General features: G+C 65.0%; 17 protein-coding genes. 7 read left to right on the top strand and 10 right to left on the bottom strand.

Annotation, left to right across the window (positions count from 1 at the left end; all coding sequences use genetic code 11):
• Positions 1–5 precede the first annotated feature (5 nt).
• The 6 genes from R0V12_RS10410 to R0V12_RS10385 all read right to left on the bottom strand — a co-directional run bounded on the left by R0V12_RS10410 (position 6) and on the right by R0V12_RS10385 (position 6846).
• Entirely contained in the window at positions 6–1739 is a 1734-nt protein-coding gene (locus tag R0V12_RS10410) for an ABC transporter ATP-binding protein (protein ID WP_320072591.1), read from the bottom strand.
• Positions 1736–3514 (bottom strand): ABC transporter ATP-binding protein, encoded by a 1779-nt coding sequence (locus tag R0V12_RS10405; RefSeq protein ID WP_070362736.1) that lies wholly within the window; start codon positions 3512–3514, stop codon positions 1736–1738. Before R0V12_RS10405 ends, R0V12_RS10410 begins: the two co-directional genes overlap by 4 nt.
• Before the next feature lie 48 nt (positions 3515–3562).
• Positions 3563–4246: a class I SAM-dependent methyltransferase gene (locus R0V12_RS10400; protein WP_320072590.1), complete on the bottom strand. Its 684-nt coding sequence runs from the start codon at positions 4244–4246 to the stop codon at positions 3563–3565.
• Between the two features lie 73 nt (positions 4247–4319).
• Positions 4320–5126: an ABC transporter permease gene (locus R0V12_RS10395; protein ID WP_240492724.1), complete on the bottom strand. Its 807-nt coding sequence runs from the start codon at positions 5124–5126 to the stop codon at positions 4320–4322.
• Positions 5054–5806, bottom strand: coding sequence for an ABC transporter permease (locus tag R0V12_RS10390; RefSeq protein WP_034666004.1), 753 nt, complete (start codon positions 5804–5806; stop codon positions 5054–5056). Before R0V12_RS10390 ends, R0V12_RS10395 begins: the two co-directional genes overlap by 73 nt.
• Entirely contained in the window at positions 5803–6846 is a 1044-nt protein-coding gene (locus tag R0V12_RS10385; RefSeq protein WP_034666007.1) for an ABC transporter ATP-binding protein, read from the bottom strand. Before R0V12_RS10385 ends, R0V12_RS10390 begins: the two co-directional genes overlap by 4 nt.
• A gap of 26 nt (positions 6847–6872) precedes the next feature.
• Between R0V12_RS10385 and R0V12_RS10380 the strand changes: the two genes are divergently transcribed.
• Positions 6873–7091 carry a hypothetical protein gene (locus R0V12_RS10380; protein WP_256007838.1) on the top strand — a complete coding sequence of 73 codons (219 nt, stop codon included), beginning with the start codon at positions 6873–6875 and terminating at the stop codon, positions 7089–7091.
• Positions 7092–7244: 153 nt separating this feature from the next.
• Positions 7245–7595 carry a hypothetical protein gene (locus tag R0V12_RS10375; protein WP_143110583.1) on the top strand — a complete coding sequence of 117 codons (351 nt, stop codon included), beginning with the start codon at positions 7245–7247 and terminating at the stop codon, positions 7593–7595.
• Here the strand turns inward: R0V12_RS10375 and R0V12_RS10370 are convergent.
• The gene (locus R0V12_RS10370; protein ID WP_071573313.1) at positions 7592–9238 is read right to left on the bottom strand and encodes a cytochrome c biogenesis protein CcdA; all 1647 of its coding nucleotides are present in this window, start codon (positions 9236–9238) and stop codon (positions 7592–7594) included. The two genes, R0V12_RS10375 and R0V12_RS10370, sit on opposite strands and share 4 nt — an antisense overlap.
• Positions 9239–9396: 158 nt before the next feature.
• Between R0V12_RS10370 and R0V12_RS10365 the strand changes: the two genes are divergently transcribed.
• From R0V12_RS10365 to R0V12_RS10355, 3 genes are read left to right on the top strand one after another with little or no spacing between them, the layout of a single operon-like run.
• Entirely contained in the window at positions 9397–9711 is a 315-nt protein-coding gene (locus R0V12_RS10365) for a hypothetical protein (protein WP_143110582.1), read from the top strand.
• A gap of 3 nt (positions 9712–9714) precedes the next feature.
• Positions 9715–10290 carry a sigma-70 family RNA polymerase sigma factor gene (locus R0V12_RS10360; RefSeq protein ID WP_070362741.1) on the top strand — a complete coding sequence of 192 codons (576 nt, stop codon included), beginning with the start codon at positions 9715–9717 and terminating at the stop codon, positions 10288–10290.
• Positions 10290–10880, top strand: coding sequence for an anti-sigma factor (locus R0V12_RS10355; RefSeq protein WP_070362742.1), 591 nt, complete (start codon positions 10290–10292; stop codon positions 10878–10880). Before R0V12_RS10360 ends, R0V12_RS10355 begins: the two co-directional genes overlap by 1 nt.
• A 67-nt stretch (positions 10881–10947) precedes the next feature.
• On the opposite strand, the gene R0V12_RS10350 is transcribed toward R0V12_RS10355, so the two are convergent.
• Both R0V12_RS10350 and R0V12_RS10345 read right to left on the bottom strand, forming a co-directional pair.
• The gene (locus tag R0V12_RS10350; protein WP_070362743.1) at positions 10948–11235 is read right to left on the bottom strand and encodes a chromate transporter; all 288 of its coding nucleotides are present in this window, start codon (positions 11233–11235) and stop codon (positions 10948–10950) included.
• A gap of 68 nt (positions 11236–11303) precedes the next feature.
• Positions 11304–12077 carry a MerR family transcriptional regulator gene (locus R0V12_RS10345; protein ID WP_070362744.1) on the bottom strand — a complete coding sequence of 258 codons (774 nt, stop codon included), beginning with the start codon at positions 12075–12077 and terminating at the stop codon, positions 11304–11306.
• 51 nt (positions 12078–12128) lie between these two features.
• Here R0V12_RS10345 and R0V12_RS10340 point away from each other — a divergent pair, with 51 nt between their 5' ends.
• A complete protein-coding gene (locus R0V12_RS10340; RefSeq protein ID WP_070362745.1) occupies positions 12129–12623 on the top strand; it encodes a DUF1707 SHOCT-like domain-containing protein in 495 nt (164 codons plus the stop codon).
• A gap of 108 nt (positions 12624–12731) precedes the next feature.
• Positions 12732–12986: a hypothetical protein gene (locus R0V12_RS10335; protein ID WP_145945254.1), complete on the top strand. Its 255-nt coding sequence runs from the start codon at positions 12732–12734 to the stop codon at positions 12984–12986.
• Here R0V12_RS10335 and ychF read toward each other — a convergent pair.
• Positions 12976–14061: a redox-regulated ATPase YchF gene (gene ychF / locus R0V12_RS10330; protein ID WP_256059874.1), complete on the bottom strand. Its 1086-nt coding sequence runs from the start codon at positions 14059–14061 to the stop codon at positions 12976–12978. The two genes, R0V12_RS10335 and ychF, sit on opposite strands and share 11 nt — an antisense overlap.
• Between the last annotated feature and the right edge of the window lie 25 nt (positions 14062–14086).

Genomic DNA, 14086 nt, shown 5'->3' with positions numbered 1-14086 from the left:
GAGGATCAGGCGCCCGGGGAGCCTCCCGTCCGGCACGTCCACGACTCGGCGTAGCGGCCGCCCTTCGCCAGCAATTCATCGTGCGTGCCCCGTTCTGCGACCGTCCCATCCTCCGAAAGCACGACGATGAGGTCGGCATCGCGGATGGTGTGCAGGCGATGGGCGACGACGATCACGGTGCGATCGCCGCGCAACGCTTCCATCGTGCCGACGATCGCCCGCTCAGTGGCCGCATCCAGCGAGGACGTCGGCTCGTCGAGAAGCACCACCGGGGAATCCTTCAGAAGCGCCCGGGCGATGGCGACGCGCTGCCGCTCGCCTCCCGACAGCAGCGTCCCCTCCTCCCCCACCGGGGTATCCCACCCGGAAGGCAGCAGCTCCACGATGCGGTCCACCCCGGATTGCCGGGCGGCCTCGCGCAAGCGGTCTCCGTCACCGGGCCTGGAACCGAATCCGGGGTCGGCGAAGACCACGTTGTCCCGCACGGACGCGTCGAAAAGGAACGTCTCCTGGAACACCGGGGTCACCAGCGAGTTCACGCCGTCGGTGCCGATCCGAGGCAAGGGCACCCCGCCGATGAGGATCTCCCCCGAGTCCGGATCATGAAAACGCGACAGCAGCCGCATGACCGTCGTCTTGCCCGCCCCCGACGGTCCCACTATGGCGACCAGCGCTCCCTGAGGTGCACGGAAGCTGACGCCGTCGAGAACCTTCTTATCCCCGTACCCGAAGCTCACGCCGCGGAACTCCACGTCATGCCCGTCGGGCAGCTCCGGTGCGGCAGGTTCGGGAAGGGCGGGGATTGCCCGCAGGTCACGCAACGCAGTCAACGTGTTGCGGCCCGCACCGAAACCGCCGGACAACGCTCCCGCGGTGGTGATCGGTTCGGTGAACTGGACGACCACGATGAGTATCGGCGTCAAATGCGCCGGCGCCATCCCGCCCGTCGCGGCGACTGCCACGGCGACGATCACCGCCGCCGTGAACACCGCATGGACGACCGAGCCCAACCGTCCGATGGCCGCGCCTTGCGTCGACGTCGCCTTCGCGAACGCATCGTGTTGGGCCTGGATCGCCTCATCCACCATCGCGTCCGCCGCCGAACCGTCGCCCGCGGCGCGAATCGCCTGCTGGCCGCGGGTGAACTCGATCAGCCTGCCGGAGACGGCAGCGACGGCGTCAGCATGCGCTTCGTCCGACTCCCCGCCGACCCGGCCAATGGCCCGGTAGGCGAAGAAGATCACCGGCGCCGACGCGACAAGAACCAAACCGACGCGCCAATCCACCGCCAGAATTCCGAGAGCGATGACGGTCGGCGTAACCACAGCGGCGATGACGGGCCGCAGGATCACGTGCGGCACGGACGCCGCGAACGCGATACCCGACGACGCCATCTCCGAGAAGCGGCCGGCCGTGGACTTGGTGACGTACCCGAGTGGCAACGTCAGCACGCGTTCGCCCAGGGAACGCAACAGGGACGACAGCACCGCTGCGGAATTCGCCCTGCCGACCGTCCCCGCGGCGAGGGACAACACCGCATGGGCGGCCGCGAGGCCGGCGATGACGCCGGTGAAACGCCACGCCGTCGCATCATCTCCCTCGGCCAGAGCCGACAGCAGCGGCAGCAGCGCGACGAACGCCGCTCCCTGGGCCAGCGCGGCAAGCGCGGCCAACGCAATGAGCCACACCAGCGTCATTCTCGAGCGCCGATCCGTCATCGACCACAAGTCCCGAATCATCGATTCCCCGCCTTTTCATCGTCTGCTTCAGTGCCCCGCGGGGCGGATGGTTCGTCGTCGAGCGCGAACGCGCGCCACAAATCCCGGTAGCGGCCACCGCGCGCAAGCAACTCGTCGTGGGTACCCGCCTCCGCGACCGCTCCCCCATCGAGAACGAGGATGCGGTCGGCGTTGCGGATCGTGCTCAATCTGTGCGCGATCACGATCACCGTCCGCGAACGGGCCAAACGCTCGATTGCGGACTGGATGAGGGCCTCGGAAGCCGGATCCGCGTAAGCGGTTGCCTCGTCGAAGATGAGCACCGGCGCGTCCGTAACAATCGACCTCGCGATGGCCACGCGCTGCGCCTCACCACCGGAAAAGGTTACGTCGACGTTGACCACCGAATCCAGGCCCTTCGGCAGCGCCGCGATGACCGTATCGAGGTTCGCGAGCTTCGCGGCCGCCATGATTTCGTCGTCGGTGGCGTCTCTCCTGGCCAGCCGGATGTTCTCCCGCAACGGCAGCGTGAACAACTGCGGATCTTGGAACACCACCGACACCGAGCGGTGCACGTCGCGCACGGCGATGTCGCGAAGATCGGCGCCGCCCAGCAGCACCGAGCCTTCAACGGGGTCGTGGAAACGCGCCAACAGCCGGGCGACGGTGGACTTTCCGGAACCGGAGGACCCCACCAGCGCAGTGAGGGTCCCTGGTTCGAACGTCGCGGACATCCCGTCGAGGACCCGCGGCCCATCCCCGTAGGAGAAGACCAGGTTCCGGACCTCGAGCGCGCCTCCGTGCACGGGCACCGGATCGGCGGGCTCGGCGATCGGCGGCGTGCCCAGCACCTCCGCGATGGACTTCAGGGCGGCGATCCCCGCGATGATGGGTTCGGAGTTCATAGCCACCCTCACGATCGCCGCGGAGAGTCCAAGGCCGAGAACCAGCCCGGCGACGAGACCCTCCGGTATGCCGCCCGCGGCGTCCCTCAAAGCGAGGCCGGCCCCGCACACCACTGCGAGGACTGTGGTCGGGGACGTCACCACGTCGATGAGCCCGAGATAGATGTTCGACTGCCGGGACCAGGCGGACCACGCGCGGACGAACGACAACGCCGCGGCATCGTAGCGACCCGCGCCCTGGCTGGCGCGTCCGAAGGACTTCATCACCGGGATACCGCGCACCAACTCGATGACCGCGGCCGTCACTCCTTCGGAGGCTCGCTCGTAGTCGCGCTGAAGACCGGCTCCGCGCGAAATCATCACGCCCATCAGGGCGAAGGTGACCAGCACCGGGACGACCGCCACCGCCGCGATCCGCCAATCCACCGCGACGAGCGCGATGAGGGAAAGCAGGGGAACCAGCACCGCCACCACGGTCTCACCGACGGTGTGGCCCATGAGCTGGTGGACAGCCGCGACGTCCTTCTCAACCGACTCGATGATTCCCGACGAGCGCCGGGCGTCCAGCCAGCCCAGCGGCAACTTCCGGATTTGGGCGACCAGCCGGCGCCGGAGGTGGAGCTGCAGGTCGTTATCCGCCCGGTGCGAGAGCATGCCGGCGGCGCCGTCCGCGGCCATGCGCACCGTTGCGGCGACGACGATGACAGCCACGGCCAACCACGTCCGATGCACCGGGGCCTCCGGGTACGTCATCGCGATGTCGATGATGCCGACCAGCGAAGCGACGGTAGCCACCGACGACAGGACGGATAACGCGACCACCGCACGCATCCGGGTCCGAATCGGGGCGAGCAGCGACCACGGGCCTACGGTCCCGTCCACGGCGCTCACTTCCCCGCCTCCCCGATCGCGCTCACTTCCCCGCCTCCCCGATCGCGCTCACTTCCCCGCCTCCCCGATCGCGCTTTTCTTCGCGAGAGTGCAGAAATACACCATGCCGGCGCGTGAGGCTCCGTCCAGCTTCAGCCCGTTGGCTTCGGTGAGGTCCTCGAGCTCGCTGCCCCGGAACACCCGGTGGCCCATCTTCGCCATGACGGCCATGTCGACCCGCTCGTTCACGTCGGGATCCTCGACGAACGTCTGCACGTAAGCGATGCCGCCGTCGGCGAGCAGCCCGGAGACCCTGCCGAGCGCGGCTCCCGCATCCTTCATTTGGTGGAGCGCGCCACACACCCAGATTTCACAGGCCCCGCCGGGCTCTCCCGCGAGCGGCGTGAGGATGTCGGCAACGTGGAATTCCGTCCGGGCCCCAAGCCCGTCGGCGGCGGCGCGTTCGCGGGCGATGCGGATCGCATTGGGCGACAGGTCGTAGCCGACGATGTTCGCCCTGCGATAGCGAGACTCAGCGGCGAGCGTGCGGGCGAGCCACCCGGTTCCGCAACCGAGGTCGAGGACCCGGGCCGGCGCATCCGGCCCGGGATCCAGCGCACGGAGCTTCCGGTACACGGCGGCGGCGTCCATCGGTTCGCGCGCATAGCGGCTTAGGAACCTCGGCTGGACCTTGTCCTCGTAGGCCGCGAGGAGCCTGCGGTTGTTCTGGACGATCTGGGCGATCGACTTCATCTGGTTCTGTCTCCGGGTGTGTGGGCCGCGTCCACGCGGCGGTTTCGGGTTAGATGCTCGGATTCGCGGGCCGTCATGCAGACTCCCCCGGCCTCGTTTTCACGGCGATGCCCCACGCCGCGAGCACGGCGATGCCTAAGAACCAGGCCGCGCAGACCACCAGACCCGCAGCCCCGGTACCGTTGACGGCCTCACCGGCCGCGGATACGGGGGTGTGCCCGGCGATTCCGCGCAGGAGGGGACGGAAGTGGTCGGCGGGCATGAGCACCGTATTGACGAACATCGCAACGATTATCAACGGGATAAGGGCCACGGATCCCTGGGGGCTGGTGATGGAGAACGCGATGTACGTGCCGGTGCATGCGGCCGCCGCGGCAACCATCGCGCCGGTCACCGTGATCCTCCACCACCAGGACACCTCCGGTGGGCCGTCGGAAAGCAAGGCGGCCACCGCCGCGACGACGGCCGTCATCGCCATGATCCGGATGAACTCGGCAATGATCCGTGCGGCCGGCACGGCCGCGTACGGCGCCGGCATGGTGATCAACCGCTCGTGGAAGCCATTGCTGCGTTCAACGAACACGGTGGATGATCCCGTGATGGCCAGGATGAACGCCCACGCCGTCACGACCAGGATGACCGCGTTCCGGAGTTCGAACTCTCCGGTGAGCTGCCTGACCAGGCCACCGAACATGCGGTTGACGATGAACAGGTACACGAGCGGAGCAATGAACGTCATGAACCAGAAGTCGGGGCGCCGCAGCCAAATGTGGGCGATGCGCCGCAGATGCACGAAGATGGCGCCAATCATGATTCGCTCCTCGAGGTGAACCGGCGGATGAACAGGACGATTCCGGCGACCGCCGCGACACCGAGCCACAGGGCGGCCTCTTCCCCGGCGCGATCCGGGAAGGCGTCCGGGGACGCCGCCCTAATCACCTCGATCACCGGCGAAAAAGGCATGTGGCGCACGACGTCGCGAAGGGAGCCGTCCAAAGCGGTCGCCGGAATGAACGCGGTGGAGAACATGAGCAGCAGCATTTCCAGCGCCTGGATCGATGAGGCCGTCGACACCGGGGCGGGCACCATCAGGATCACCCCGTCCGTGACCAGGGACAGGACCGCCGCGGCGAGCAGCGACCACAGGACAGTCCACGCGACGTCACCGACAGCCATGTCGAGGCCGCAGGCCCACGCGACGACCAGCAGCGCCGCGATCGACGCGGACATCCGCAGCACATCGGTGACGAGCCTGCCGGCGACATAGCCGCCTGTAGCCCCGGGCAACACGCGCACGCGGTCAACGAGCCCGGATTCGACGTCCTGTCCCACCGCCATCGCCGACGCCGCGGCGGTGAACATCGCCGCCTGGAACAGGCAGCCGCCGAGCACGAAACGCAGGTACCCGAAGCCGGATTGCTCCGCCGAGTACCCGAACACCGCGTACAGGCACAGCAGGAAGAGGGGCGGAACCACGAACATGGAGATCAGCGACGCGGTGTTGCGTCGCAACAGCAGCAGATCCCGACGGAGAAACGCCGCGACCGACGTCGCACTCATCGCGCCGCACCCCCTGCGTTCATCGATATGAACACCTCGTTGAGGGTGGGCGGCGACACGCTCAGCGAATCCGGCAACGCTTCCGAGGCCTCCATCGCCTGCGCCACCGCCTCGAGGACCCGCGGTCCGGGGTCGACGTCGAGGGACACCGACTTCCCCGCGACGCGGGCGCCGTCCAGGCACGTTCCCCCGAGGCAGCGGGCGAACGCCTCCGCCTCGGCGGCGGTGGCGAAGGACACGCGGAGCACGTGCGACCCGAAGGCGCGGCGCAATTCCTCCGGCGTTCCGCTGGCGACGATGCGGCGATCCTTGAGTAGATGGACGTGGTCTGCCAGCGCCTCCGCCTCTTCCAGGTACTGGGTGGTCAGCACCAGGGTCATTCCGTCGTCCCGCAGTTGCCGGATGAAGCCCCACAGCTCTTCGCGGCTGACCGGGTCCAGCCCCGTCGTGGGTTCGTCGAGGAACAGCAGCCTGGGCACGACGCACAGCGACGCGGCGATGTCGAGGCGGCGCCGCATGCCACCCGAATAGGCCGACGCCAGCGTCGAGGCACTGTCTGCGAGCGAGAATTGCGCGAGCAGTTCCGTCGCGCGGGCGGCCGCGGCGGCGCGGTCGAGTCCACGCAGCCGCCCGAAGAACTCCAGGTTCTCCCGGCCGGTGAGGTTCTCGTCGATCGCCGCGAATTGGCCGGTGGTGGCAATGTCAGCGCGCACGCCCGCCGGGTCCTCTTTCACGTCGCGCGAGAAGATGCTCACCTCGCCGGAGTCGGCGGTGATGAGCGTCGACAGGATTCGGATGAGGGTGGTCTTGCCTGCACCGTTGTGGCCGAGGAACGACACGATCGCCCCGGTGGGCACGGTGAAACTCACGCCGTCGAGCACATGCTTGCGCATCCGGGCACCGCGCTTTCCCTTGCGCCCGCCGTCCGGCGGGGCACCTGCCCCGCCTTCGGGCGGGGTGCCCGCTTTGCCCGCAATCGGGTAGCTCTTCGTGAGGTCGCGGACGACGATCGCCGCACCTCGTTCAGCTTGATCCGTCATCGTTTCCCCTTTTCTTTGGTATCGCAGTGGGCCGCTGTCGGCAGCGGCCCCGTGGTCGGGTTGTCATGTGGCACCTCGATATGGATGCCCGCATCGCGGGCGAAGGCGAGGACCGGTTCGAGGAGCCGGGGGTGGCCGACGAGATCCCGGCACCCCGGCGCGACCGGCTTCCCCGCGACCGCCACAACGGTGGCGGCAGCGTGTTGTCCTCTCAGACGATGACAGTCATTCTTACGTTAGGTTAGCCTAACCTCGCATGTGGGTCAAGTCCCGTCTCGTGCGTTTGATGGACATTGCTGAAACCGAGATCGCGCAAAACCAGCACACCATTGAGTGGCGAGTGGACGAAGACCAAGGATGGGCGTAAGAATCCGCAGGCGTTGTTAACAATCTTCTCGGTGAATCAGCCTGTAAATCCGGGGAGTCCCCGTACTCAGGGGACGATCACTATCCCGCTGGAGTGGGAGCAGAAGGCTTCTCCGGATAAGCGCTCTGGTAATGGCTCGAAACCGAAGGTGCGTGCTGAGCACCCCTCCATCGTCTTCGCGGCGCACGTGGAAACCGCTGTGGGCCTCGAGTTGCCCGCCGACTTTATTTCCCAGCTGGCCAGCGCCGTTCACGAGGTTGGCGGCCTGATGGTCCTCGACTGCGTTGCAGCCGGCACCAAGTGGACCTCCATCTCCGAGGGCTACGTCGACGGCACCGTCGCGCAGTTCTCCGAGGCGCTGGACAAGGTTGTCTCTGCCTAGCCGAAGGTCAACGAATACAGTTTCACGCCTGCCGTGGGCCGGATGCGCAGCACTCCCTCGGTGGGCGTGTCGCCTTTCACAAGGTCGAGGGTTCCATCTGCGACCGGGAACGACTTTTTCGCACCGTCCGGAAACTCGACCTCAATCTCGCCTTCACCCGAAACCACGAGCTGGACCCACTTGGCGAAGACGTTGATGTCCAGGTGTCCTCCACTGGTGGTCTGCACCGATTCCTCCTCGAGAATCCACGTCCCGTTCAGAGTGAACATGCCGCGCTCCGGGGCGGCCGGTTCACCGAAGTCGTGCTCGCCGTCGGTGTAACCGGGCTGCTTCGTGTACTCGGCGCGCGCAGTGCCGAGATAAGTTTCCGGGTTGCGGCCCTTTGTACCGCCTCCTGCTTCGCCGCCTTCGACCGGTTCGGGAAGGTCGACGTCGGGGTTGGCGTCGATAAGCAATTCACGCACGAGCTTTTCTGTCTCGGCGTAGCTTCCCTCCCCTTCCACGATCTGCCGGACGTTGCCGTGCTTGTCCACCAGGTAGCGGGCTGGCCAGTAGCGGTTGTTGAAATTCCTCCACGTAGCGAAGTCATTGTCCTGCGCCACCGGGTAGTGGATACCCTCCTTTTCTACGGCGTTGCGGACATTGCCCAGCTCGTGCTCGAAAGCGTACTCAGGGGAATGGACGCCGACGACGGTGAGACCGGAATCGCGATAAGTGTCGTAAAGCTTGGTGATGTGCTCCCCCGCACGCTGACAATTGATGCAGGCGTACGCCCAGAAATCAACGAGCATGACACCACCGTCCTGCGGGCTCAGCGGCTGGTCGGCGTTGATCCAGTTCGTCAGCCCCGCGAATTCCGGTGCCGGGCCACAATCCTGCAGCTGCGCGGGGTCGGCGCGGCGGCACGACTGCAGTGAACCGCTCCCAGTTGGGCCGACCTTGTTGAGAGCGTCATTGGCCAAGTCCGAATTCTCAAAACGGTTCGACAGCGACGACGTCCAATTCGGCAGCGCACGCTGGATCGTCGCCGGCGCGTCGAGAGCCAACGCCACAGTGAAGACCAAGATGAGCACGCCGATGGCCTTACGGTGGTGCCGCACCGCGTCTACCTTGTCACCGATCTTGTTGCCCGCCAGGGCGAACACGAACAGCGGCAGCGCGGACCCAATCGCGAACGCGACAGTGAGCACCACCGTGTTCCAACCGATCTGCCCAGTCGAGCCCGCCACCGTCACCGCTGCAAGCACCGGGCCCGCGCACGGAACGTACACCGCGCCAAGGGCCAGACCGATGAGAAAACCTCCCTTGCCGCGCGTTTTCTCCTGCAATGCCGTGGGGCGCGGAAGCGCGTCAAAGGGCTTCTGCAACACCTCCCCCACCGGCGGAAAAATCATTCCCAACCCCACCCATGCCAGCAACACCACTCCCGCCCAGCGCAACACCGACTGCGGCAAATGCAGCGCACTAAGCAGCAACGTACCCAGCAGCGCGATCGCGGCGAAGCTCACGACCAAACCTGCCACCACGTGCGACGGTTTACGCCCGACGCTGACACCCAGCACCACCGGCAACACCGGCAAAATGCACGGCGACAAAGCCGTGATCACACCTCCGATGAATCCGACAAGAATCACGCTGATCATGAGTTTCCTCTACTTTCCGGTTGCCTTTCCCACACCCAGCACTACGGAGTGAGCACCCGCACCGGATTGGTCCAATCCGCATCAGCCCGCGGCTCCGTAGTACTCAATAACGGGCCAGAAACACTGCGCCTGCGAACCGAAAAAGTGAAGGAGACACTATGTCTATCAACCGCGCAATCGCCAGCGTCAGCGCAATCGTCATCGCCGCCACCGGCCTCGTCGCATGCAACGACTCCGAGGAGAAGATGGAGGACAAGATGGACGGCTCCATGGCCCCGTCTTCCGAGGCGATGATGAGCGATTCCATGGCCCCGTCCTCCGAAGCCATGATGAGCGATTCCATGGCCCCGTCTTCCGGGGCGATGATGAGCGATTCCATGGCCCCGTCCTCCGATGCCATGATGAGCGATTCCATGGCACCGTCCTCCGATGCCATGATGAGCGAAGACAAGATGATGGAAGAATCCAAGTAGCACATGACCCTGGTGTTAGATTTGGAATCTGTGGATCCTGACCGTCTCTTAGAAAGCGTGCGCGCGGGCGATAAAGTCGCCTTCGCCGAGCTTTACGACGTTCTGGCCCCACAGGTTCTCGGTCTCACCACCCACATCTTGCGTGACCGGGCCCAAGCGGAAGAGGTCACCCAAGAAGTCTTCGTGGAGGTATGGCAGAGCGCCCACACCTTCGACCCACACCGTGGCAGCGCCAAGTCATGGGTACTGCGGCTCGCCAAATCGCGAGCCATCGATCGGCTGCGGAGCTGGCGCAGCTCCCAAGCCCGCGACACCGACGATTTCAACAGTCAACTGACCAGATGGGTCGCTGCCGCTGAGGACGAAGCTCAACAGCGACTAGAGTCTGAGGAACTTCAAGAACTCATTGATTCAATCGGAGAGCCCCATCGAAGTGCGCTCATGCTCGCGTATTTTGGGGAACTCACCCATCAAGAAATCGCCGATGCCACTGGCGTCGCTCTCGGAACAGCCAAAACCCGGGTACGCGACGGGTTGCAAAAGCTTCGCAAGGCCGTGTCGTTGAAAGGAGGCCTGTGATGGATAAAGATATTGAGGACCTCTTCAATTCCGCGGCCACACCGGTCACCCCGCCACCGGAGCTCAAACGCTCAATCATGGAGCGTATCGACGCCACCGACCAGGTCGCTGACTTCGACACCGCGCGGAAGAACCGCTCCGGGCGACGTCTCACAACCGCCGCAGCAGCCGCCGTTGTGCTAATCGCCGGTGGCGGGTTCGCGGTCACCCAAATCACTGTCGACGAGTCACGCGAATCCGTGACAGCCCAAGGCGTCGAAGAAATGCACGCAATCATGGAGGCCGACGACGCGCGTCAAGGTCAGGCCGACGCGATGGGCGCGAGCCTCGACATCGTGATCAGCTCTGACATGGGCAAGGGCGGCGCCATGGTCAACGGCCAGCCAGCTCTCGACGACGGCATGGGGGCACAAGTGTGGGCAGTCATGGATGACGGCGCCGTGGAATCGGCTGGAGTCATCAGCCAGGAACCCCACGACGACGTGTGGATGCCGCTGCCCGGTGGAACTGCTTCAGTCCTCGTAACCGAGGAAGTCGCCGCCGGCGCGGCGCAACCCACCGGCGCGGTGCTGGCCAACGTGACGTTCTAGTCCCGGTTCCCTCCCTTGGCGCGCTTCAGCGCCGAGCACCGGGCGAGAGCGAAGTTCACAGCACAATCTAGCCGACCAGGGCCGCGCCGACGACGACCGCCCACGGCGGGACCTTCCACGAGGTGAGCGCGGCGTAGCAGACCACGGCGATGGACAGAGTGATCACGCCGGAAACCCCGGCGGTGAACACCGGGGTGTACAGCGCTGCGCCGAGAATGCCGACCACCGCGGCATTCGCTCCAGCCTGGGCGGCACCTGCGCGTGGCATCTGACGGATGCGCTCCCAGAACGGTATCGCGCCAAGTACCAAAAGCGCAGCGGGCAGGAAGATCGCGATGGTACTGGAGAGATTCACACAAGAAGGGTTCCAGTGACGGCACAGCGTTTACTCCAGCAAGAGTTGGAAGGATTACTGCTCCGTTTCTAACCCCACTGCGGGTTGTCCACGTCCACGCCTTCGGTCGCCGCGTGGGCGGTGACCAGCTCGAGCAGGTAGTCCTGCGCGCCGCCGTAGGCTTCGTGGAAGCGCGCGTCGTCAACGTACATGCGCGCGAGGATGAGCTGGCGAGCCGGGGTCGCCTCGTACCACTGGGCGATGCTTGCGCGGTGGCGCTCCACCAGTGCTTCGGCTTCCTCGGAGCCGGGGTCCACGCCGGAATCGCGTGCGGCGATCAGATCCGCGGCGAGCGCGTCCTGTTCTTCCTGCAGGCGTTTGAAGTCACCTTCGCCCATTTGGGCGAGCTTTTTCTGGGACTGCGCCCACTCCGGGGTATCACCCCAGCGCTGCTCAGCCTCCTCCTGGTAGGCGGGCATATCTTCGCCGAGGTACTTCTTCATTGCGTCCATGTCGATCGATCCTTTCGTTGCGTTGTCAATGAGGTGCTGGACAGATTTGAGTTGGGCGTCGAGCGTGCGCCGTCGAGACGCGAGTGCTTCTTGGTGGTGCTTGAGGGCGCGGGTGAGGGCGGCTCCGGAGGCGTCGAGAAGCTGCGCGATCTGCGCAAGCGGCACGCCGACTCCGCGGTAGAGGGCGATGGCCGCGCCGCGCTCGAGGTCCGCCTCGCTGTAAACACGGTGGCCGGCCCACGTGCGCGCGGGTGCGATGAGGCCGAGCGCCTCCCAGTGACGCAGCGCCTTGGTGGAAACGCCGAGGGCTTCTGCGGCCTCGCTGATTGTGTATTCGATACCATCTGCCATGGCTGCGATTGAACAGCTTGCCGCAAGGGCAAGTGCAAGTTGGGAGCGATAATGGACGAAATCCGCGTGGGCGACGCCGAGCGCTCGGACGCGCTGGACCGGCTGGGCACACTGCTCGCAGACGGCTACCTTGATGTGGCAGAGTTCGAAGAACGCACAGGTCAAGCCGCGGTTGCGCGCACTCGCGGGGAGCTTTCAATGCTTTTCGACGACCTCCCGGCCGAACCGGTCGCATTGGAAAAGCGGATCCCGTCCGAGGTCGAGCTGGATGAGAAACTCGCAGCGAAGCGGAAGATGGACACCGCAATCTACACCACCCTCATAGGCGGCTTAGCGGTATTTTTCGTGCTGCAGCTTGGGTTCGACCTGGACTACGCCTGGGTGGTGTATCCCGTGGTGGGCATACTCGTATTCGCTTGGTACGCCGTCTTCGACATCTCCGACGAGGAAGACAAGATCCTCGAGGAACTGCTGGAGAAGGAACGTTCCGATCGCGCCGAGCGGCTGAAACTCGCGGCCGAGCGCCGCAAAGAGCTTGGGAAATAGCAGGGAATTCCTGTGCCCGCCGGTTAGAGTGGGGGGCGCGGATGTGGAGTCTGCGGAGGTTGTTCGGCAGCGGCTACAACGAAAACGCGACAACCAGCACGCGAACCGGTGGCGATAGCCCCAAATCCCGTCGGTGACTCGCGTCGCCGCGTGGCGACCGCAGTCCACGACGAAGGCTGGGACGGCGTTCTTTGGGACGCTGCCACAGTCGAGGTTGAGTTTGTCGACGAGCTGCTCGCCCTCTTCCGCCGCCTCCACCTCGGATGTCGAGCTCGCCACGAGGCACCGGGACTCACTTGGGCCGTTACGCGAAATCCCGAAGACCCCGGGTTTTGGCAGTCCCGAGGCGTGACTACACGTTGAACTTGAACTCCACCACGTCTCCGTCTTCCATGACATAGTCCTTACCTTCTTGACGCACCTTGCCGTTGGCGCGTGCTTCGGCCATGGACCCAAACTTGTCGAGGTCTTCGAAGCTGACGATTTCGGCCTTGATGAAGCCTTTCTCAAAGTCGGTGTGGATGACGCCCGCAGCCTTCGGTGCGGTATCGCCCTGGTGGATCGTCCAGGCTCGGGCCTCCTTCGGCCCAGCAGTAAGGTAGGTCTGCAAGCCGAGGGTTGCGAAGCCTGCCTTCGCGAGCGTTTCCAGTCCAGGTTCGTCCTGTCCAACGGAGGCGAGGAGTTCCGACGCGTCCTCTTCATCTAGTTCGAGCAGCTCGGTCTCTGTTTGCGCGTCCAGGAAGACTGCCTCTGCCGGTGCGACAAGTTCTCGCAGCTCTTGTTTCCGGCCTTCGTCGGTGAGCACGGCTTCGTCGGAGTTGAATACGTAGAGGAATGGTTTCGCCGTCATGAGGTGCAGGTGGTGGAGCAAATCGAGGTCGATGTCCCCTGACTTTGCCGCGGCGAAGAGGGTGCGGTCGTCCTCAAGCACTGCCTGCGCCTTCTTGGCCTCCTCGGCCTCTGCTGCCACGTCCTTGCTCTTGCGGCCTTCCTTCTCCAGGCGCGGCAACGCTTTCTCGATCGTCTGCAGGTCAGCCAGGATCAGCTCGGTGTTAATGACTGCGATGTCAGATGCGGGATCGACTTTCCCGTCGACGTGAATGACATTGTCGTCAGCGAAGGCGCGAACGACTTGGCAAATGGCGTCTGCTTCACGAATGTTGGCAAGGAAGGCGTTGCCCATACCTTCGCCCTCGGACGCCCCCTTGACGATGCCAGCGATGTCAACGAACGACACCGTCGCGGGCAGGATGCGTTCGGATTCAAAGATCTCAGCTAAGCGCTTCAGGCGCGGGTCTGGCAGTTCAACCAACCCCACGTTCGGCTCGATGGTTGCGAACGGGTAGTTCGCAGCGAGCACATCATTCCGCGTCAACGCATTAAAAAGGGTTGACTTTCCGACATTGGGCAAACCGACGATTCCAAGTGTAAGACTCACGCTGGCCAATCCTAGCCCACCCATC

Origin of the sequence: Corynebacterium sp. UMB2355A (genome assembly GCF_033877495.1) — a bacterium.
Taxonomy (GTDB): Bacteria; Actinomycetota; Actinomycetes; order Mycobacteriales; family Mycobacteriaceae; genus Corynebacterium; species Corynebacterium pseudogenitalium.
Note: the sequence above shows the minus strand (reverse complement) of the source record. Positions and strands in the feature narration are given on the sequence as shown.

Bases quoted from the DNA above. Each gene is read 5' to 3' on its own strand.
- R0V12_RS10410 (WP_320072591.1), bottom strand. From the start codon at position 1,739: ATGATTCGGGACTTGTGGTCGATGACGGATCGGCGCTCGAGAATGACG.
- R0V12_RS10400 (WP_320072590.1), bottom strand. From the start codon at position 4,246: ATGAAGTCGATCGCCCAGATCGTCCAGAACAACCGCAGGCTCCTCGCG.
- R0V12_RS10390 (WP_034666004.1), bottom strand. From the start codon at position 5,806: ATGAGTGCGACGTCGGTCGCGGCGTTTCTCCGTCGGGATCTGCTGCTG.
- R0V12_RS10385 (WP_034666007.1), bottom strand. From the start codon at position 6,846: ATGACGGATCAAGCTGAACGAGGTGCGGCGATCGTCGTCCGCGACCTC.
- R0V12_RS10370 (WP_071573313.1), bottom strand. From the start codon at position 9,238: ATGATCAGCGTGATTCTTGTCGGATTCATCGGAGGTGTGATCACGGCT.
- R0V12_RS10365 (WP_143110582.1), top strand. From the start codon at position 9,397: ATGTCTATCAACCGCGCAATCGCCAGCGTCAGCGCAATCGTCATCGCC.
- R0V12_RS10360 (WP_070362741.1), top strand. From the start codon at position 9,715: ATGACCCTGGTGTTAGATTTGGAATCTGTGGATCCTGACCGTCTCTTA.
- R0V12_RS10355 (WP_070362742.1), top strand. From the start codon at position 10,290: ATGGATAAAGATATTGAGGACCTCTTCAATTCCGCGGCCACACCGGTC.
- R0V12_RS10345 (WP_070362744.1), bottom strand. From the start codon at position 12,077: ATGGCAGATGGTATCGAATACACAATCAGCGAGGCCGCAGAAGCCCTC.
- R0V12_RS10340 (WP_070362745.1), top strand. From the start codon at position 12,129: ATGGACGAAATCCGCGTGGGCGACGCCGAGCGCTCGGACGCGCTGGAC.